Raw genomic sequence first — 19,800 nt, 5'->3', positions numbered from 1 at the left:
GTTCATCGCGCCGACACCCTTCTACCTAGCCACATCACCCCACGGAAGGCAAGCATGCTTACTAAATATTTGCTTGTGCCCATCCACTGCACGAGTGGCTACGAATACATGCTGGTACGACACGCCGCCACCCCGGCGTGGGCCATAGCCACCACGCGGTTCAGGGGAAGTCCCAGTCACTACCCCGTTTGTTGCAAGTCCTGTCCCCAGCCACCGGGAGCGCCATGGATCCCAGACGACTGTTGCGGGCAGCACGAGCATCGAAGAGACTGCCCGGGTGGCAGCTGCCGGGAGTGTTCCTGGTGCTGATCCTGCTTGCGTCCGCTGCCTCCGGGTCGCACAAGCCACGGGCTTGACGATATCTAGCGGGAGATAGCGGCTCCCTTACGGACCCCGGGCCCCTGCACCGCCTGGCCGGCACCGCAGAGCCCGGGGTGAACGCTTTCGGCAACGACGTGTACCAGGCTTCCTAAAGGTCTGTGCCCTAAATGGCCCCCATGGTCCAGACCCGGCTCTACCGCACTGGAGAACTCGAACGCGAAGACGTTGCCTTCAATGAACTCGATGACCTCGTCCGCCAGGAAGGCGTCACAGTCTGGGTCGATTACACCTCCCCTACCCCTGACGATCTGGCCGGGATCGAAAAGGTACTCGGCCTGCACCGGCTGGCCGTTGAGGACGCGGTCCACGACCACCAACGACCGAAGCTGGACCGGTACCCCACCCACCTGTTCCTTGCCGCCTACCATGCAGAACTCGGTAGCGACTCCGACGAACTGAAGGTATCCGAAATCAAGGCCTTGATCACCAAACGTGCTTTGGTGACCGTGCACGGGCCGACATGAACCCGGCCCAGCTGACGGCGCACTGGGACGCCGAACCAGACCTGACCCGGCACGGTGCCTCGTTCCTACTATGGGGCTTGCTGGACCTGATCGTGGACGGGCACTTCGACACCGTCCAGGAGCTCGACTCACGCATCGACGCCCTCGAAGACGTCCTGTTCTATGACGAAGCCCCGGATCATAACCCCCAGCGCAGGTCCTTCGAACTCCGCAAATCCCTCGTGCAGCTCCGCCGCGCCGTGCTGCCGATGCACGAAGTCCTCAACACACTGCTTAGGCGGGACCGCCGTCACCGGTTTCTTCGGCCAGAACGTCCCGTTCCTCGGCTTCCAGTCACCACTGGGCCTCCCGCTCTCCCTTGGACTGATCATCATCGCCTCGGCCGCGCTCTAACTGAGCCTCAAAAAGAAGGAATGGATCTGACCCAGCCATGAAAAAGACCCTCCCAGAGTTGTCTTTGACGCGGTCCGCGCAAAGCGCCATCGGAGCTTCACAGTGGCGATGTAGTCAGTCAAGCTCCGGATGGCTGATGGACACAGGAGAGTACAGCCAAAGCGATCCGGCAGCAGGTATGCTCGCCCCATGACCAACTCCTCATCGGCCCATTACCTTCGGCGAGGCGGCTGGCTGCCCGAAGACCACGACGACCTGGAAAACTGGATCGCCGGGCACCGAGAACGGGCAGAAAAGAGCGATAATCCGTTGCATCCGGTCATCAAAGAGTTTAGGGACCTCATCGCCAGCGACTCTGTGGTCCGGCTCTATATAACGGAGATGATTGGGCAGGTTCCGCAATCGAAGCCCTACCGCGAGCGGCATGTGAAGAGCGTTGACCAGTTGCTCCGCCTGATCAACGAGGTCCTCACCACGGCCCCGGAGTTCAGCGACGGCGGCATGGTCACCACCCCGTTGACGGCGATCCTGGACTGGACCATGGGTACCCAAGCAGGGTTCGCGGCCCATAGGGATCCCCGGATTATTGCCATGTTCCGCAAAATCCTTGACGCGTGGTGCGAGTTCCTCAGCAGCGAGGAATCCTTATACGTGCTCAACAGCTCCCCGTCCGGGTGGATGTCGGAGAAGGCCAAACACATTGTCGGGATCGACGACTACCAACATGACCCCCTCGCTGACCACTGGGGGTTCACCTCCTGGAACGACTTCTTCACGCGCCGGCTCACACCCACCTCCCGTCCGGTCGCAGCCCCCGATGACGACAAAGTTATCGTCGCCCCCTGTGAATCGACTCCGTACAAGATCAGCTCCCACATCCAGCGCCAAAGCCGGTTCTGGGTCAAGAACCAGCCCTACTCACTCGACGATCTGCTCGCCCGCGACGAAGCCGTGGATCAGTTCGTGGGCGGAACCGTGCACCAGGCGTTCCTGAGCGCGTTGAACTATCACCGGTGGCATGCACCCGTCTCCGGAACCATCGTGCGGGCCTACCTGAAGGACGGCACGTACTTCTCCGAGCCCGAGTCGGAAGGGCCTGATGCCATCGAACCCGCCCTCGCCCAGTCCTACCTCGCCCATGTCGCGGCCCGGGCCATAATCCTGATCAAGGCCGATGACCCGATCATCGGCCTCATGGCAGTGGTACCCGTAGGCATGGTAGAGGTCTCGTCGTGCGTCATCAGTCCCGAGATCGTCCCTGGTCGCCACGTGAACAAAGGCGACGAACTCGGATACTTCCAATTCGGCGGTTCCACCGTATGCCTGGTCTTCCGGCCCGGCGCCATCGACCAGTTCGCACTTGCAGCCCTCCCCCAACCCCAAGACCCCAAAGCACCGCTAGTGCGCGTCCGCTCCAAGCTTGCCACCGCGAAGTCCCAAAACGATGGCGGCTCCTGAAGCTCTCACCGCGCCTGTCGCGGAAGTAGTGCCCCGCCACATCAAACTTCGTGCCGGAGGCCGGACTTCAGAGGGTGCCCACCTGCGTGAAGGCGGAGCCTCCAGTTTCCCGCGGCCCTGCTCCGCCTCGTCAGCTAACGCTGACGCTCTTTGAAGTGCATTAACTAACCAACACCAAGAACCTGCCAACCCAGGAACGGGCCGGGCCTCCCATCCATAGGCCCGGCCCGTTGCACTCGGCGACGCGGGTGAGGCCTAGCCCGGCCGCACGAAAGCCCCGGTCACACTGGCCAGGGCTTTCGTGCCGTCTACGCATGTTTAGCGGGAGCCGATGGAAAGGTGTGTCGCTCCAGCACCTTAGAGGATGCCCTCGAGCCCCTACCAAGGGGGATAGAGGGGGCGCTTGCCCTCGACAGGCCCACCGCCCGGTCCTATTCTTTCCTCGCAAGATCCCGACGAGGATGACAGAGGTGTCGGAGATGGGATCACAGGAAGACGCTGCACTGGTACGCCGAGGCTACGAGGCATTCATTACGGGCGACATGGAAACACTCAGGGAACAGTTCGCTGACGACGTCGTTCGGCATGCGGCCGGACCGGAGACCTCGCCGGGTACAAGAACGGCCCGGACGCCGTCCTAATTTTGCCGATGAGCTGGCCTGGACGAGCCATTCTTCCCCCAAAAGTGATGACACCCCCAACAGGCGTCGATCGACATCGTGCTGGCGTTCGACCCTGCCGGCACCCCTCAGAACGGGATGTTTTCGCAGGTCAGGAACAAAAGGACGGTACCGGGAGGGCGCAGTCCTTTGTTTGCGGGGTCTGTGGTTACTTGACCAGGCGGAGTTTGGGTCCGCGCAGCGGGAGCAGGACACCGGACTGGAGCAGGAACACGGACGGCAAGGCTACGAGTGCCAGCAGGGACAGTCCGTTGAAGAACGGCTGGCTGACACCGACGGCAAGGGCGGCTGCGAGGATCAGGATCTGGAGTGCGCTGCGGGTTCTCATGCCGATGATGTGTGCGGCACTTCACAGCACCGTCACCGGCGCGGGAACGGTGCATAACCTCCAGTGGCCGGTACCATGTCGGCCTCTCCTGCCCTAAACTGTGAGTGGTCTCTTCTTTCGTATTTCCCAGCCTTTCAGCCCAACACTGTCGGCTTTCGGGTGCGTGGCGGCGGCCAAAACTTTGGTCTCTTCTACCCACCCCGGGGGTCTCATGTCCTGGCTTTACCGTGCCGCAACTGTTGTCGCAGCTGCCGGCCTCCTTCTCACCGCTGCTCTGCCCGCATCCGCCGCTCCCGGCCCCACCAACCCGGGCCAGGGGACGGAGCACGAACACTTCGCCAACCACCCACTGCGGGTGCTGCCCCAGGTGACGAATGCAACGCCGACCGGCCTGTCGCCAGCGACCATCAAGCAGGCCTACAGCTTCCCAACCTCCGCCCTCGCTGGCGCAGGAAAAACCATCGCCATCGTCGACGCCTACAACGACCCGACCATCGCCAACGACCTGTCGGCGTTCAGTACCCAGTTCGGGCTTCCTGCCTGCACTACTGCCAACGGCTGCTTCACGAAGGTCAACCAGAAGGGTGGCACCAAGTACCCGCAGTCCGACTCCGGCTGGGCCCTGGAAATTGCGCTGGACGTTGAATGGGCGCACGCGGTCGCACCGGGCGCGAAGATCCTCCTCGTTGAAGCCAACAGCAGCAGCTTCACCGACTTGATGGCCGCCGAGGACTACGCTTCCGCGCACGCCCAGTACGTCTCCAACAGCTGGGGCGGCGCCGAGTTCAGCGGAGAATTATCCTACGACACCCACTTCAACCGCCCGGGCGTGAGCTTCTTCGCCTCCGCTGGCGACCAGGGCGCCCCGGCAACCTACCCGTCCTCATCACCTAACGTGATTTCGGTCGGCGGAACCAAGCTGAACTTCGACAGCACCGGAGCTGTGGCGAGCGAGACCGGCTGGACCAGTTCCGGCGGCGGATGCAGCGCCTTCGAAACCGCTACCGCGGCCCAGGCTGCGTTCAGCCAGTACGCTCAGGTGAACTGCGCTGGCAAGCGGGCCACCCCGGACGTATCACTGAACGCGGACCCGGCTTCCGGCGTCTCCGTCTACGACTCGACCTCCTACAACGGGCAAACAGGCTGGTTCACCGTCGGCGGCACCAGCGCTTCCTCCCCGATGTGGGCGGCCCGGGCCGCTGACACCGGCGCCCAGGTCAACGCCGCCTACGTGTACGGCTCCTCCGTGGCGTTCCGGGACATCATCACCGGCAACAACGGCAACCCGTGCCTCACGGGCGAAGACCTGGTCACCGGGCGCGGCAGCTGGGTCGGCTGACAGCAGACCTCGAGTCAGCTGGCTTCGTGACGGAGGACCGCCCGCAGCTGGGCTAAGCTCGAACCGATTCGGTTCGTCCGGCCCGCCTGCAGCGGGCGGGGCCTTCTCGTCCGCATGGAAACCTGCGGCACCGGAAGGCTGCGAAGACGACACGCTGGCGCACGAATTCGGCGGGCTGGTCGAATCCATGGCGGGTCTTTTACGGGCAGGCATGGGAAGTCCTTTCTCGGTTCGTGGGGAAGCAGACTGGCTTCCCCACGAATGTGCGCGGCGGGACCCGCGCCTGTCGACATTCCATTCGAGGTTCTGTTCATCTTTCCTTCAGGTCAAGCCACTAGCCTGACGGAAAGGCACACAGACGGACGGAAGGGCAGCAACATGGGCGCCAACGAGACGACCGAAACGACCGTCGACGGAAGCACCTGGCGGCGGGGCCAGGAAGTCCGCGTCCATGCCGGCGGGCACGACCTGGGCAGCGGCACTGTCGATGACCTTACCGACGACGGCTCCATTGTCTGGGTCGTCTTCGGCGGGGCCGAACCGCGGCGTATGTTCCTCAAGGAGGACGCGGCCCGTTTTACGGTGCTGTCCCCATCCTCGATCCGCTAATTCTCCGCGGGCGCTTTCCGCGACGGATGCCAGCGGAGCCATTTTTCCTCCACGCCGGCCAGCAGGTCGATATCGTGGTGCCTGGCAAGCAGAATCACCTGGGCGAAGACGTCGGCGATCTCGGCCCGGAAGCTTTCGTCGATCTGGGATTCTGTCAGGCCCTTGTCCCTCGCCTGCCCCATCTTCATCAGGAAAGCCTGCGTCAATTCCCCGACCTCCTCCTGGAGCTTCAGCATGAACCAGTTAGCGTCCCGGGTGATGCCGTTGGCTGCGGCATAGCCCACGGACACCTCTTCGAGCTGATCTGAAAGCGTCTGGTGGTCCATGCGCTGAAGACTACCGTGCGGCACCGGGGTTCCCCCGGTCATGCGCCAGCCCTTTCGGCGATTCGGCGGCCAAACTCGGCGTTTGCGGCACCGACCGCCCTCCTACGCCGCGATCGACGCCGGGACAGACGTCGTCATTGGCCACCACGCCCACATCATGCGGGGCATTAATTGGTACAAGGGGGGCCATCTTCCATGGGCTGGGCAACTTCGTCACGGTCACCCGCGCGCTCACCCCGGTCGGCGGCGACTCGGCAGAACGCATGGAGTGCGCAGCGAGGCGGGTGCGGATGTTCGGCTTCGCCCCGGACCCCGACATGGCCACACACCCGTTCCATCCGGAGAGCCGGAACACGATCATCGCCACCATGACCTTCGACGGCGGCCTCGCCCCCGCGGGATTCGTCCCCTGCTGGATCGACCGGGAGGGTGTTCCTCATCCCTTGGCCGACGACGAACAGGGCAGCGACGTCGCGGCCTACGTCGAGAGAATCTCCCGGGCCGTCGGCTTCGATACTGGCTTCGAATGGCGGGACGGCGTCGTCGAAACGCGGCAGCGGTGCTTGCAGCGCTCTTGCTTCGCCACAGGAATGGATCCGGGATTCGTGCCGAGCACAGACAGTGGGGGGGCGGAGCAAATGCGCAGCAGGCCCCACGGTCATCGCATTACCCTCCCCGGACGCTCTTCAAGATCTGCGGGAGCCGCAGAACGGGTGGCCAGAGGAAACCCGTCCCCATCGGATCCTTCCTAAGGTGTCATCAGCATGTGTCGCTTCAAGTACACCCCGACGGCGCGGGAGGCGCGCCCTTTCGTGTTCCGACCAGGCTCCGAGAAGCGCTTCCCGGACACCGTTATCGCGTGGTCTTTAGCTAAACCGGGCATCGGACTAAAGTCCGTCAGGTCCTCGAATAAAGCAGACATAAGTGTGGTCAGAGTCCTCACCCCCTTTGCTCGGACAAATACCAGCGCCCGCCCCCCGGAGGCGTCCTCGAGCCGTCTCCCGATACGCCCTGTGGAGCATTCTCCACGGTCATGTTGTTGCCATTCCCCCGGCGCATGAATAGGTGTAGGCGCGCCCCGGCCCCACCTGAGAGAACCGGAACGAGGTACCACTGGAAACCAGCCACAGCAGGCGGAAGACCCAACAGCCAGGGACTTGGACCCGCCACCCCACACACCTGAACAGGCCCCGCGGCGGCCAGGCCATAGCCCGCGAACTCACCCGTCGGAGCGACGAAAATCAGGCTTTGTATACACGACAAGCAAAATTGCCTCTAACGAGGGAATGTCTCGTGCCCGAGGTAGGACTCGAACTACATTCCAGCCCTGGCAAACACTGGAAACCGTTGAGAACATGGGGAATACAGGGCAATCCGGCACCGGTTCGAGCCGATCCGAAACGAAAAGTGTGTACGTTGTACCCACCCCGATTCCGCCCCTGTAGACCCGTCCAGATCAACAACCTCCCCCCGGCGAACTGGGTACGGCTCTTCTTTGTCCTGACAGATCCGGACTGCCCATCAACAGCCATGTCACGGCTCAGGAGTCCGATATAACTCGGACACCACTGGCGCCGCGCGAGCCCCCGAACGTGGTACACGGACACTCCGACTCGATACCGCAATCCTGGATCCTTGGACGCGCACAGCCCGCGTGATTGCTCCAGAAAGTTAACCCCTCAATAAGGTTGAGGGGCCGGAGTGCAACTTGGGGGACCGGCGCCGGGAGCGAAACCTTCGTCCCGAAGCCGTTCGACTCGGCCTGGGAAGTTTTCGTGTTGGGGCTGGCGCGGTAGCGCCCAGGTTGCGTGGAGGAACCGCCCAGCGATCATGGGACAGATCAGAACGACAAGCAGTGGTGGAACTTCTGCCGCTCCATCGACGCCGGGGAAACTAGCGGCATGGCTACGCACGTCCCGAACGACCGTCCACTGGTCCTCGTGTAGTCTGCCGGCGCGGCCTGACCTGTGATCCTTCTGCCGTACGTGAGCTCGATGTCCACGTCACGAGAGGATCGATGTCCTTGTTGAGGCAGCTTCCGAAGACCCTGAGCGTGTCGATGAAGAGGGGTTCGCCCGCATCAGAGTTGTAGGCATGCGCACGTTCCACCAACCCTGCCATCAGGCGGTGCGCGGTTTTTCTGGTAATCGGTTTCCCGAATCTTGCCGTCGCCAGGGCATTGCCCTGGATGGTTGAGTCCCACCACACGTCACCGTTGTTATCAACACGGACTTTCTCCGGACCATCTCGCGGCCGCTGAATTTGCGGATCATCGAGCGGGCCAGCCCGGCCGGAAACCCAGCCATAGTGTCCGTTTCTGCAACCCTCAATCCAAAAGCCTGAGCATCAAAGGCGGAGGCCACGACCGGGAGGAAGGGGGCCGCCGATGCCGCGAAGGCCGTTCGCGCCGTTCTCAGTCAACTTCAAGGTTCAGTCTGAAGGATGTGGGGTGGAACTCCGGACGACTACTTTGGCCGGAGTTCGCCATTTCCGCTGCGGAGGACGCCGAACTGGGTGGCGAGGACATGTTCCCCCCTCCGACTTCTCCAACGGGGCTCGGGCGCTCCCCTACTCCCCCACCACGACGACACGTCCATTATCGGTCTAAAAATAGATTAGGGGAGCGGCCAAAGGAGAGGCTGAGATAGGTCTTGCTCTACGCTTTTTCGTCTGATTTCTGTTTGTCGACACCTTGTAGTCCGGGTCCTGGCGTACGCCGCGGGTGCCCGCCAAGACGGGGAAACTCAGGGGACCGAAGCCCCGCGGGCTGTGACACCCAACGTCTGTTTCAAGACTTATGGGCGCCGACCAGATTTGAACCGGCGATGCCCGAAGGCACTGATTTGCAGTCTAGCGTGCTGATCCGTCCGCCCGGTCCGCCAAGTGCTGGGGTTCTGAATCCCGACCGCGGAGACCGCGCCCCCGAGAATGAGCAGCGCCGCTGTCACCGTCAACACCCGGCGAAATCCCTCCAAGTCAAGCTTGCCTCCCATGATGAGGCCGACCAGGGCGATGCCGATCAGACCCGCGACCCGGCTGACGGCATTATTCACAGCCGATCCGATTCCGGCCTGCTGTTCGGAAACCGACCCGAGTATGGCTGCGGTCAGCGGTGCGACGGTCGCTGCCAGCCCCACAGCGAACAGGAGCACCCCCGGCAACAGTTGCGTCAGATAGTTGACTGGTATTTCCGCCGCGAGCATCAGCAGGTAGCCACCTCCGGCCAAGGCCGGCCCCACCGCCATGAACCACCGCGGGCCGAACCGTCCGGCCAGCGAACCGAACCACGACGCCAGCAGAATGTTCACGATGCTGACCGGAAGCAACGCCAAGGCGGCAAAAGTCGCGGTAAAACCGGCCACCAGCTGCAGGAAGAGCACGATGATAAGCCCCCCGATCGACAACGCCGCGTAGATAAAGGCGGTAGCCACGTTGCCGACGGCAAAGTTGCGAACGGCGAAAAGACTGAGCGGCAGGAGCGGCTGTTTCACTGACCGCTCCCGCCACAGGAAACCGCAGAGGCACAGGACACCGAAAATCGCAGGCACCAGAACGAGTGGACTCCTCCAGCCATAGTTGCCCTGTTCAATCAGGCCGTAGACCGCCCCCGCCAACCCCAGCCCACAGAGCACAGCGCCCGGGACATCGATGCGCACCCCCTCACCGCGCACATCTCTGACACGCAAAACACCCAGAAGGTACAAAGTCAAGGCAATCGGAAGGACGTTGATGCCGAAGACCCACCGCCAGCCCACCGAATCGACGAACAAGCCCCCCAGCAGTGGGCCGGCAATGAACGCCACGGTTGTCCCGGCAGTCCACTGGCCGATCGCCTTCGCCCGGGGAACCTCCTCGAAGGTTGAGGTGATCAGAGCGAGGGAACTGGGAACCAGCAGGGCCCCCGCGGCTCCCTGGAGGGCCCTGGCCAGGACCAGCACCTCCGCCGTCGGTGCCAGCGCACACAATACAGATGTCGCACCAAAACCCAGCAAGCCCGTACGCAGAACGAATACGCGGCCCAGCAAATCCGAAAGCGAACCCGCTACCAGGATCAACGAACCGAGGGTGATCAGGTACGCATCGACAACCCATTGCTGGGTCCTCAGGCCGCCGCCCAACTCTCGGGAAATCGCCGGCAGCGCCACATTAATGACACTGGCGTCCAAAAACGATACAAACGAAGCCAGAATAGCGATCCAAAGCACGAGCATCTGCATACGTGCCACCGGTTGGGAAATCACCCTCTCAGTAAACACCCGGCTGCCCGGTACGGCCCCCGTGACTGCTGCCGGCGCCGGCGGCCCTCGAAAGACGCACAGGCCATCCTGCCCAAACCCTGCATCGGAGCTCCGGAAGCAGGAACGGCTAATGACTCAAGCACCAGCCCTGAACGAAGTGTCCCTCGCCGGCGGAATCATTACCGATCAACGCCGCCTGGACTTCCACAAGCCGGGCGAATTCAGGGTTTTTTTCGCAACTGCCCGACGGTTTCAACGCGAAGGTATGAATCGGTACGTGCCTGCGAGGACTGTTCAGCGGTAGGAATAAGAACGATAGAACGTGATGTGGGCGACTGGCGGCATTCGTCCATATGGGACCGAATCCCGGGATAATTGGTAGGAGTTTGAGGGCGTGGTCTGGTTGGTCTTGTTTTTGTCTGAGCTCTTTAGCGTGCCGTGGACGGGGCGCCACCCCAAGCCGTCGATACTTTTTGCTGGATCGATCCTGCTATCTTTTGCCAATGGACCCTGTTGTCACGCTGAAAAATGTCGCTGCCCACCGGGCGTGTCCAGGACGACGGCCTCGAACGTCGTCACCGGGACCGGGCGCGTTTCTTCCGAGACCCGGGAGCGCGTGCATCACGCGATGCGCGAACTGGGTTATGTCTACAACCGGGGTGCGGCGTCACTTCGGACCAGGCGGACGACGACTGTCGGAGTCATGGTGACTGATATCGCCAATCCCTTCTTTGGTGAACTGCTGGTTGGCCCTGAGTCGGCCCTCGCCGAAGCAGGGTTCCGTTCGCTCGTCGTCGCGTCCTCCGATGATCCTGTCCGGCAGGACGAGCTTGTCGCTGAACTTCGTGAGTATCAGGTCGCGGGGCTTGCCGTCATGCCAGCGAGCGGCTCGGGTAAGAGCTTCCTGGACGGGCTCGGCGCCTCCCGGATACCACATGTCTTCGTAACGAAGTATCTGGAGGGCGTGTCGGCCCCGTAAGTTGGGCCTGACGACAGGCTGGGAGGACGGCTGGCGGCGGAACACCTGCTGGGCCACGGCTGCCAGACGTTCGCGTTTGTCGGAGGGTATTCCCGTCACCTCTCTCGCCGGGACCGGATCGAGGGCGCGAAATCTGTGCTGGCGGAAGCCGGTATCGATGCAGGCCGGTTCGTTCAGCTTGAAAGCCCCTCAAGTGGTGAGGGCGGCCTGCAGGCGGGAAATCAGCTCCTTGAGCGAGGCCAACTTCCGGACGCCGTCATATGCCAAAGTGACGGGGTCGCCTTTGGCGTCTATCGGGCCCTGCGCATTGCGGGCCGAGCGACGGAGGTTTGTCGTAATTGGCTACGACGACGTTCGTACGGCAGCCCTTTGGGAGCCTCCTCTCACCTCTGTGGCGACGCGCCCCGAAATGCTTGGTCGAGCTGCCGCAGAGCTGCTTCTTGAGGAGATCGCGGAGCCATCAGCCGCACCTTCACAGCGGGTGTTTGCTCCCGAGCTTGTAGTGAGGCAATCCTGCGGGTGCGGCGGCGGCCCAAAAAGTAACGCTTGACAGTGATCCAGGTCACCTGAAACGACCAGCCACATGCTGAATCGATCCGGCAAAGTTAGCCCCAGGTCCTAGGCGCTGTTTTCTTCTTATCCTGAATTGAGCCAACTCCGAAGCGATCGCGGTCTTGGTCCGTGAGCAGCTGCCGGTGCTGCAGACCTACCTGCGGCACTTCTCCGTCTCCCAGGTTTATGCTTTGAGGGAGGTGGTCCTTATGCCGCAGACGATGATCGAGGACGGCCGCCGGTTCTATGCTGAGCAGGCCTGGATGGCTGCGCATCAGGCGTTCGAACGAGCGGACCGTGATGTTCCGATGCCGGCCTCGGACATTTTGGTGTGGGCGTTCAGCGCATTCCTGGTCGGCCACGAGCAGCGGAGCCTGGAGCTGCTGACCCGAGCGTTCCGGGGCTTCCTGGAGGCGGGCGACGCCGCATCGGCGGCCCGTGCGGCTTTTTGGCTCGCTTTCGCCCACGAGGCGCACGGTGACCCTGCACGGGCTGAGGCATGGGGTCGGCGGCTTGCGACTATCGTCGAGGATGCTGGGCTCGATCCAGAGCGGGCCTTGGTGTACTCGGGGCTGGGGCATGTCGCGCTTTCATCCTCCGAGCCGGCCCAGATCGAGCGCGCCCTCGAGCTCTCGCGCCGGGCCATCGAGATCGCCCGGTCCGCCGGGGACACGGACACGGCAGTGCTGTCTGGTCTGAGTGCCGGGTGGGCTCTTTTGCGCCTCGGGAGGAGGACAGCGGGATTGGCCGAGCTGGATGAGGCCATGGCCATGGTGAACTGCGGGGACGTCCCGACCCCGCTGGTCAACGGGGTTGCCTATTGTTCGGTCATTTCCGCGTCCTTGCGGACCTTGGACGTCGCCCGGGCGCGGGAGTGGACCATGGCGGCGTCGGAGTGGTGCGCCGGGCATCCGGAGCTCGTGCCGTTCCGGGGCGAGTGCCTCGTGCACCGGTCTGTGGTCAAGATGCTCGATGGCGACTGGGCGGGTGCACTGACCGAAGCCGTTCGGGCAGGTGAGCGGGTCAGGGCGGTGGACGTGGGGCCGGCGAGCTACCAGAAGGGAGAGCTGCACCGGTTGGCGGGACGCTTCAGCGCGGCCGAGGAGGCGTACCGCCTGGCAAACTCCGCCGGGCGCCGGCCGGAGCCGGGACTCATGCTGCTCAGGCTCGCCCAGGGCCGCACGGACGCGGCCGTCCTCTCGGCCAGACGGCTTCAGCGCGAGACAGCGGGTGACGCCGAGCGTTTGGAGTTCCTGCCGGCATATGTGGAGGTCATGGCGGCCGCGAGCGCCGCTGAGGAGGCCCGGTCGGGAGCCGAGGAACTCGTGAGCCTCGTCCAGGCAAGCCCCTCGGCCGTGCTGTCCGCACGGGCGCTCACCGCCGTCGGGATCGCGCGCTTCGCCGCGGGGGACGTCGTGGACGCGGCCGCCAGCCTGCGGGATGCGTCCATCCGGTGGCACGAGCTGGGCCTGCCGTATTCGGAGGCAAGATCACGGGCGGAACTTGGGAGGTGCTACGCGGCCCTCGGGGATGACGAGGCCGCGTCCTTGGAGTTCGAGGCCGCCCGCGCGGCCTTCGAACGGCTGGGCGCCGCGCCCGACCTCGCTGCACTGCCGGGTATCGCGCCGTCCCCGTCCGGGCCGCTCACGGCCCGTGAAGTGGATGTCGTCCGTCTCGTGGCCAAGGGGCTCACGAACCGCGGCGTCGCTGAGGAACTCGTGCTGAGCGAGAAAACGATCGCACGGCACCTCGCGAACGTCTACCGCAGGCTCGGCATCGCCTCCCGGGCGGCCGCCACAGCCTATGCGTACGACCACGGGCTGATCTGACGCCTTCCTGCCCTGCACAGAATGACCCATCCGCCGGTCATCGAGGTTGCATCATCCGCCCGAAGCGCTCCCGGACGGGTTCGCTTACCGTCGTAGCAGAAGCCCGCAAATGGCGGGCCCTGGAACTTTGGGAGGGCATCATGGCAGGCATCAAGCCCCTCGCGCCGGCGTCAGCAAGGACGGGCAGCAGGACTGTTGAAACGGCAATCGTGGGCGGCGGGCAGGCCGGGCTCGCGACCGCCTACTGGCTTACCCGTGCCGGCCGGGAGTGCGTCGTCCTCGAGGCCCGCGCCCGGGTCGGGGACCAGTGGCGCGAAAGGTATGACTCGTTGCGGCTCTTCACGCCCGCACGGGTCGACGGCCTTCCGGGGACACCGTTCCCGGGACGGAAATCGGCCTGGCCGACCGGAGGGGAACTCGCGGACTATCTGGAAAATTATGCGGCCGCCCTTGGGGCGGTGGTACGCACCGGGGTGCGCGTGATCGAGGTCGATATCGCCGAGGGTGGCGGCTTCACGCTCTCCACGACGGTCGGCGCCCTCCGGGCCCGGAACGTCGTGCTCGCAGTCGGCAGCGATTCGTCGCCGAAGATCCCGGAGGTCGCGGCCCAGCTCGATCCGGGTATTCGCCAGCTTCATTCCAGCCAGTACCGCAACCCCGCACAACTTCTGCCGGGCCCGGTGCTCGTCGTCGGGGCCAGTCAGTCCGGCGCCGACCTCGCACTCGAGGCGGCCCAGGCAGGCCACGAAACCTGGCTGTCGGGGCGGAACCACGGAGAGATCCCGGTCAACGAGCGCCTCGCAGCTCCGGTCTTCTGGTTCGCATCAAACCATCTCCTCACCCTCCACACCCCGATCGGACGCAAGCTGCGCCCCGCGATCAGACGCGGCGGGTCGCCACTCATCCGGACTAAACGCTCCGACCTGGATGACGCCGGGGTACACCGCACGACGGCCCGGACAGTGGGCACGCAGGACGGTCGCCCGGTCCTCGGGGACGGCGCGGTGCTTGACGTCGCCAATGTTCTCTGGTGTACCGGCTATCGCCCGGATTACTCCTTCGTCCGTCCGGCCGTCGTCGGGCCCGACGGGTACCCTGCCGAGACCGAGGGCGCGGCCGACGGCGTTCCTGGCCTGTTCTACGTCGGCCTCATCTTCGAGCGCGGCTTCTACTCGCACTTGGTCGGCGGAGTGGGGCGGGACGCGCGGTTCATTGCCGACCGCATCGCCGCCCGTTCCCCCTCCGGCTATCCAGTGGCCACCCATGGCCAATAATCACCGCCCGCACAGCTGGCCCAAAGTTTGTGCCGAGGGCCGCGGCCCCGTTGCCGCGGACGCCCGAGCCGGAGCCATGAATACTTGACACGATCAGAAACTACCCATACTGATTATCTCGATGATTGCCGAAGGCAACAGGGCTAAGTTCGGGCCCTTTCATCTCTGGACACGTCGTCTTCCACCGAGCAAGGGAATCATCATGGGCTTCCTGGACCGTGAACGAACCATTGCCCCGCCGGGTTCAACCGCTGGCTCGTACTGGCCGCCGCACTCGCCAGTGGTTCCCGGACCGGCCCGGTTTGGCCTCCGGCATGGCGATCATGGGCTTTGGCGGCGGAGCGCTGATCGCCGGTCCGGTCCCGCAGACGTCCGACGTCACCGGCCGCAAGCGGATCCACATGATGTACTTGGGCGTCGGCGCAGTGCTGTACACGGTGCTGGCGTTCGCCGGGTCCGCGGCTACCGTCTTTTACGTGGCACTCGCGTTTGTCATCATCTCGCTCAACGGCGGCGGTTTCGCCACTGTCCCGACGTACCTCCTGGACCTTTTGGGACGCACGTTCCCCTACCCGTCGTGGACTTCGTAGCCCGGAACGGGCCTGCTCCAAGGCTCGCACTCACCCCGCGCTTCGATGCCGTGATCCTCACAGCCCCGAAGCTCTTTGACTTGCATGCTCGCACCCCCAAAATACGCAATGAGCTCCTGGAAAACCGGGACAAGGACAAAGGGCACCGGGCCCATGCCGAGTCGGCGTTCCGCCGGAAGCAAGCAACGGAACGACGGACGCCGGGAAAATCGCGACTACTGTTGTTGCGGCGCTTCTTATCTGCAAGCCGCTTCGGGCTTCCTCCCGGAGGGTGCAGCCGGATCATATGTCCTCTGAGGTAACTCGCAGCCCCCGACCGCTCCCCCTCATCCAGTCCGGGCTGGCCACTCGCCTCGTTAGTTTTAGCGGAGAATTCCGAACCCCTGCCTTGGGCGAGCCCACCGACGCTCGGCACCGACGCCGATCGCCGTCACCGAATTCGTTCTGGCGCTACTAATAGCCGTCGGTTTAGGTACGGCTTCTGCGATGTGACGACCAACGTCCCTACTGGACGGCGCCCTCCCCCTGGAGATTGACATTGTCAGTGCCCTGCATCACACTTACTTACGAGATGATATTTACTCTCATACAGTGATACTTTAGACGTCAAGGAAAAATGTCGATGAAGAGATTGATCCGTCATACGGCCACAGCAGGCACAGTTGCTGCACTTGCCTTTTGATGAGCGGCTGCGGAAACAGCGCCCCGGCTGCCAACAGCACCCAGACCAGAAGCGCCAGCGCCGATGCAAGCCTGAGTAAGCTCGTTCCCGACGACATTCGTGCCAAGGGCACCCTCGAAGGCGGAGCTTCCTTCGATACACAGCCCATGAACTTTTACTCTCCGGGGAACAAGCCGGACGGGGTAATTATCGACCTGCTAAACGCTGCGGCGGCCCGTCTTGGCCTATCCATCAAGTGGTCCCAGATTCCCTACTCGGGGCTCGTACCTGCGCTCCAGTCCAAGCGCGTTGAGATCGCCGGCGCGCAGATCAGCAAGACGGCTGAGAACAACGGTGTAGTGAACCTGCTGGCCTTCTACAAGGCCTCCTCCAGCTTGCTGGTCCCGGCTGGGAAGGACTACACGTCCGACACCGATGCCTGCGGAACGCGCTTCGGCCTGACCACGGGATCCACTGTGAACAAGAACATCGCAGACTCGATCAACAAGGAGTGCACCGACGCCGGTAAGCCGGCACTGCAGTACTTGTACTTCCCCAGCTTCAATGCAGGGCAGGATGCAGTCCGGGCAGGAAGAATCGATTCGTTTCTGAACTCCACTCCCCAGATCCAGCTCGCCGTCAAGGCTGACAAGACCTTGGGCGCGGCCCTCGTGGGCAAAATCGCTGCCCGTGAAACCGGCGTGGCGCTTCCGAAGGAATACGGCCCGCTGACCCAGGCGTTCCAGGGAGCCTTCAATGCCATGATCGCCGACGGCGAATACAAGAAGATCCTTGACAAGTGGGATTTGGCGACCATGGCCGTCGACAAGGCTGACATCAACGACCAAATTCCGATGTGATGGAGAACGCGCTGATGCAATCCTCGGTCAATTCCCTCAGAATTCTCTGCCTGCCCCCGCGTCGCCGCGTCTCGAGGTGCCGGACGCCGTTGCCGTGAAGAGACACTACGGTCGCTGGCTTAGCGTTGCCATCCTCGCCGCGATCGCACTCGGCGCGATCAAATCTCTTGCAGAAAATCCACAACTTGAATGGGACGTCGTTGCCCAATACCTTTTCGACGGCCTGATTCTTGAAGGCCTGGCGCAGACCGTCATCCTGGCCCTGATATCGATGCTCGCAGCGACTGCGATCGGGCTTATTTTCGGCTTTTTCCGACTCAGCTCGAACCCGGTGCTACGGACGGTTGGCAGCCTCTACATCTGGGTTTTCCGCAGCGTCCCGGCCCTCATCCAAATTCTCTTTTGGGGAAACCTGGCACTTTTCGCCCCTCGGCTTGGACTGGGGATTCCAGGGACGGGCTGGAATCTTGTTTCAGCTCCGACAAACGATGTCCTCTCCCCTTTTGCGGCTTCGATCGTAGCGTTGGCGCTGGCCAACGGGGCATACCTTGCGGAGATCATCCGCTCGGGACTTCTCTCGGTAGACGAGGGCCAGCACCTGGCCTCTTCTGCTCTGGGTCTGACATGGTGGCAGGCGCAGCGGAAGGTCATCCTGCCCCAAGCTCTTCGGGTGATGGTTCCCCCTGCCGGAAACCAGTTCATCACGCTCCTGAAGGAAACTTCACTGGTCTCTGTTATTGCCGGCGGTGACATTCTCAGCAAGGCCGAGAACATCTCCGGTTACAACCTCAGGACCATCGAACTGCTGATCGTTGCCGCCGTCTGGTATCTCCTCGTCACCAGCGCAGCGACGCTCGCCCAGACTTTCATCGAACGCCGCAGCTCCCGGGGCCACACGCAGCAGCGACGCAAGGCCCCGTCGCCGGAATCGACCATGAATGAAAAGGAGGTCACGCTGTGAGCAGCGTAGACGTCGTCAACGTGCATAAGAGCTTCGGTGACAATGACATCCTCAAAGGCATCGATATGCAGGTCGGCCAAGGCGAAGTTGTATGTCTCCTTGGCCCCTCAGGCTCCGGCAAGAGCACCCTTCTGAGGTGCATCAACGGTTTGGTTATGCCTGACAAGGGACACGTTGCTGTCGGTGGGAGCCTCATTGGACGGAAGGTACGTGACGGGAAACTTCACGACCTCCGCGGGCGCGAAGCTTCTGTTCAGCGTGAACGCATCGGCATGGTGTTCCAGCAGTTCAACCTGTTTCCCCACCTGAACGTGCGTGACAACCTGATGCTCGGGCCGCGCGCACATCGGCTCGCCGGCAAGGCAGAACTCGAAGAGAAGGCAGGCCTGCTTTTGAACAAAGTCGGGCTCGGAAACCGCGCCGATGCCTATCCCTCCCAGCTCTCCGGCGGCCAACAGCAACGCGTCGCCATCGCCCGCGCTCTCATGATGGAACCAGAGCTCATGCTCTTCGACGAGCCCACCTCGGCTCTGGATCCAGAACTGGTCGGTGAAGTTCTCGATACGATGCGCTCCCTCGCCGAGGAGGGAATGACCATGATCGTCGTTACGCACGAGATGACTTTCGCCCGGGGAGTAGCCGACCGCGTCGTGTTCATGGCCGACGGACGCATCGTGGAAGACGCCCGACCAGGAATCTTCTTCGACAACCCGGAAACTGAGCGCGCAAGGTCATTCCTCCGCCTCGTCTAACCACCAACTACAGGCACTACCTGAAAGATCATCATGACACTGTCAACACAACAGCTGAGCCGTCGCCTCGGCGCTCTGCCGACTCCCAACATCGGCGACGCCATGGAACGCCTCGGAGTCCTCGACGCAAGCATCAAACCAGTCTGGCCCGGAGCACGCCTCGCCGGCCCGGCCTTCACTGTCTGGACCCGCGCAGGGGACAACGCCTACCTCCATCGCGCCCTGGCCGAAGCCACCCCCGGGGACGTCATAGTCGTCAACGGCCAAGGCGACGAATCCCGGGCGCTAATGGGCGACCTCATCGGCGCACGGGCCCGCAATGCGGGAATCGCAGGTTTTGTGATCGACGGCGCTGTTCGAGACGCGGCGGGCCTTGAACGGCTCGGCATGCCCGTCTTTGCACGCTCCATCTCACCAGCCGGCCCCTACAAGAACGGTCCCGGCAGCCTCGCCGGCCCCGTCGCGGTAGGTGGGGTCGCTGTCCTGCCCGGCGACATCATGATTGGGGACGAGGACGGCACCGTCGTCGTCCCCCGAGCCCGAGCCGAGGAAGTCCTCCTCGCCGCCGAAGCTGTGCGGGTTGACGAAGACGAAAGAATGCGAACCATTCTCGCCCAGGCCGATAAGAAGGAATCGGGGGTGGCGGGGGCATGCGTTGCACGGTAATCGGACTCGGCGAAGCAGGACAGATCTACGCCCGCGCACTCCAAAACAACGGACACGATGTTCTGGGCTACGATGTGGCGCCCACTCCCACCCCTGACATCACCCGCGCGCAAAGCATGGCAGAGGCCGTAGGAGAAGCCGATGCCGTAATCGTCATGACCACCGCGCGGGCGTCCCTCCCGGTCGCCCGAGACGCGGGACCGCATCTGAACCCCGGAACGCTCTACGCAGATTTCACCTCGGCCGCACCGTCGGCCAAGCTTGCCCTCGAACAGGTCCTCCCCCCAGGAGTGCTGGCCGTCGATATCGCGATTCTCGGACCCGTCATTGCGTTAGGGCGTGTCTCCCAAAGCCTGATGACCGCATCCGGGATGCTTGATGGGTGTCGCGTACTTCCGTTTTGACTGATGGGCAATGGGCCCGCATCCAGCCGCTACTGCCGTCCTCTGCAGGCCGGCGG

19 protein-coding genes and 2 pseudogenes are annotated in these 19,800 nt (G+C 63.3%); 18 read left to right on the top strand and 3 right to left on the bottom strand.

The features are described from left to right. Positions 1–488: 488 nt before the first annotated feature. The 4 genes from IEW19_RS24025 to IEW19_RS21975 all read left to right on the top strand — a co-directional run bounded on the left by IEW19_RS24025 (position 489) and on the right by IEW19_RS21975 (position 3,337). Entirely contained in the window at positions 489–845 is a 357-nt protein-coding gene (locus IEW19_RS24025) for a CorA family divalent cation transporter (protein ID WP_268236325.1), read from the top strand. After that, on the top strand, positions 842–1,279 hold the full coding sequence (locus IEW19_RS24355) for a CorA family divalent cation transporter (RefSeq protein WP_373283639.1): 438 nt from the start codon (positions 842–844) through the stop codon (positions 1,277–1,279). The genes IEW19_RS24025 and IEW19_RS24355 overlap by 4 nt, the downstream gene beginning before the upstream one ends. Before the next feature lie 148 nt (positions 1,280–1,427). Next, positions 1,428–2,696: a phosphatidylserine decarboxylase family protein gene (locus IEW19_RS21980; RefSeq protein ID WP_188573686.1), complete on the top strand. Its 1,269-nt coding sequence runs from the start codon at positions 1,428–1,430 to the stop codon at positions 2,694–2,696. A 479-nt stretch (positions 2,697–3,175) separates the two neighbouring features. After that, the gene (locus tag IEW19_RS21975) at positions 3,176–3,337 is read left to right on the top strand and encodes a nuclear transport factor 2-like protein (RefSeq protein WP_188573685.1); all 162 of its coding nucleotides are present in this window, start codon (positions 3,176–3,178) and stop codon (positions 3,335–3,337) included. 187 nt (positions 3,338–3,524) lie between these two features. Here IEW19_RS21975 and IEW19_RS21970 read toward each other — a convergent pair whose 3' ends face one another. Beyond that, positions 3,525–3,704: a hypothetical protein gene (locus IEW19_RS21970; RefSeq protein WP_188573684.1), complete on the bottom strand. Its 180-nt coding sequence runs from the start codon at positions 3,702–3,704 to the stop codon at positions 3,525–3,527. Positions 3,705–3,915: 211 nt separating this feature from the next. On the opposite strand from IEW19_RS21970, the gene IEW19_RS21965 reads away from it, so the two are divergent. Both IEW19_RS21965 and IEW19_RS21960 read left to right on the top strand, forming a co-directional pair. After that, positions 3,916–5,043, top strand: a complete 1,128-nt coding sequence (locus tag IEW19_RS21965) for a S53 family peptidase (RefSeq protein ID WP_188573683.1) — start codon at positions 3,916–3,918, stop codon at positions 5,041–5,043. A 378-nt stretch (positions 5,044–5,421) separates the two neighbouring features. Further along, positions 5,422–5,652, top strand: a complete 231-nt coding sequence (locus IEW19_RS21960; RefSeq protein WP_188573682.1) for a hypothetical protein — start codon at positions 5,422–5,424, stop codon at positions 5,650–5,652. Here IEW19_RS21960 and IEW19_RS21955 read toward each other — a convergent pair. Further along, the gene (locus IEW19_RS21955; protein ID WP_188573681.1) at positions 5,649–5,978 is read right to left on the bottom strand and encodes a nucleoside triphosphate pyrophosphohydrolase family protein; all 330 of its coding nucleotides are present in this window, start codon (positions 5,976–5,978) and stop codon (positions 5,649–5,651) included. The two genes, IEW19_RS21960 and IEW19_RS21955, sit on opposite strands and share 4 nt — an antisense overlap. Before the next feature lie 40 nt (positions 5,979–6,018). On the opposite strand from IEW19_RS21955, the gene IEW19_RS21950 reads away from it, so the two are divergent. After that, positions 6,019–6,852, top strand: coding sequence for a CapA family protein (locus tag IEW19_RS21950; RefSeq protein ID WP_373283638.1), 834 nt, complete (start codon positions 6,019–6,021; stop codon positions 6,850–6,852). A gap of 1,921 nt (positions 6,853–8,773) precedes the next feature. Here the strand turns inward: IEW19_RS21950 and IEW19_RS21945 are convergent. After that, positions 8,774–10,195, bottom strand: coding sequence for an MFS transporter (locus IEW19_RS21945; RefSeq protein WP_188573680.1), 1,422 nt, complete (start codon positions 10,193–10,195; stop codon positions 8,774–8,776). A 568-nt stretch (positions 10,196–10,763) separates the two neighbouring features. Here IEW19_RS21945 and IEW19_RS21940 point away from each other — a divergent pair. From IEW19_RS21940 to IEW19_RS21895, 11 genes and pseudogenes are all read left to right on the top strand, one after another. Beyond that, the gene (locus IEW19_RS21940) at positions 10,764–11,195 is read left to right on the top strand and encodes a LacI family DNA-binding transcriptional regulator (RefSeq protein WP_188573679.1); all 432 of its coding nucleotides are present in this window, start codon (positions 10,764–10,766) and stop codon (positions 11,193–11,195) included. 18 nt (positions 11,196–11,213) lie between these two features. Beyond that, positions 11,214–11,501: pseudogene (locus IEW19_RS24350) on the top strand (substrate-binding domain-containing protein); the annotation flags it as partial. Further along, positions 11,389–11,745 carry a substrate-binding domain-containing protein gene (locus IEW19_RS24345; protein WP_373283640.1) on the top strand — a complete coding sequence of 119 codons (357 nt, stop codon included), beginning with the start codon at positions 11,389–11,391 and terminating at the stop codon, positions 11,743–11,745. The pseudogene IEW19_RS24350 and the gene IEW19_RS24345, both read left to right, overlap by 113 nt. Before the next feature lie 211 nt (positions 11,746–11,956). Beyond that, a complete protein-coding gene (locus IEW19_RS21930) occupies positions 11,957–13,576 on the top strand; it encodes a helix-turn-helix transcriptional regulator (protein ID WP_188573678.1) in 1,620 nt (539 codons plus the stop codon). A 140-nt stretch (positions 13,577–13,716) separates the two neighbouring features. Beyond that, positions 13,717–14,850, top strand: a complete 1,134-nt coding sequence (locus IEW19_RS21925) for a flavin-containing monooxygenase (protein WP_188573677.1) — start codon at positions 13,717–13,719, stop codon at positions 14,848–14,850. A 368-nt stretch (positions 14,851–15,218) separates the two neighbouring features. Then, positions 15,219–15,407: pseudogene (locus tag IEW19_RS21920) on the top strand (MFS transporter); the annotation flags it as partial. A 714-nt stretch (positions 15,408–16,121) separates the two neighbouring features. After that, positions 16,122–16,961, top strand: a complete 840-nt coding sequence (locus IEW19_RS21915; RefSeq protein WP_188573676.1) for a transporter substrate-binding domain-containing protein — start codon at positions 16,122–16,124, stop codon at positions 16,959–16,961. Positions 16,962–17,037: 76 nt separating this feature from the next. Continuing rightward, the gene (locus tag IEW19_RS21910; RefSeq protein ID WP_188573675.1) at positions 17,038–17,922 is read left to right on the top strand and encodes an amino acid ABC transporter permease; all 885 of its coding nucleotides are present in this window, start codon (positions 17,038–17,040) and stop codon (positions 17,920–17,922) included. Beyond that, a complete protein-coding gene (locus IEW19_RS21905) occupies positions 17,919–18,674 on the top strand; it encodes an amino acid ABC transporter ATP-binding protein (RefSeq protein WP_188573674.1) in 756 nt (251 codons plus the stop codon). The genes IEW19_RS21910 and IEW19_RS21905 overlap by 4 nt, the downstream gene beginning before the upstream one ends. A gap of 33 nt (positions 18,675–18,707) precedes the next feature. Then, positions 18,708–19,340, top strand: a complete 633-nt coding sequence (locus tag IEW19_RS21900) for an RraA family protein (RefSeq protein WP_188573673.1) — start codon at positions 18,708–18,710, stop codon at positions 19,338–19,340. Continuing rightward, complete coding sequence (locus tag IEW19_RS21895; RefSeq protein WP_188573672.1) at positions 19,325–19,744, top strand: NAD(P)-binding domain-containing protein; 420 nt, start codon at positions 19,325–19,327, stop codon at positions 19,742–19,744. Before IEW19_RS21900 ends, IEW19_RS21895 begins: the two co-directional genes overlap by 16 nt. Positions 19,745–19,800: the final 56 nt, after the last annotated feature.

Origin of the sequence: Arthrobacter liuii, from assembly GCF_014639275.1 — a bacterium.
In the GTDB taxonomy this organism is placed as follows: domain Bacteria; phylum Actinomycetota; class Actinomycetes; order Actinomycetales; family Micrococcaceae; genus Arthrobacter; species Arthrobacter liuii.
This window is presented reverse-complemented; position numbering and strand designations above follow the sequence as displayed.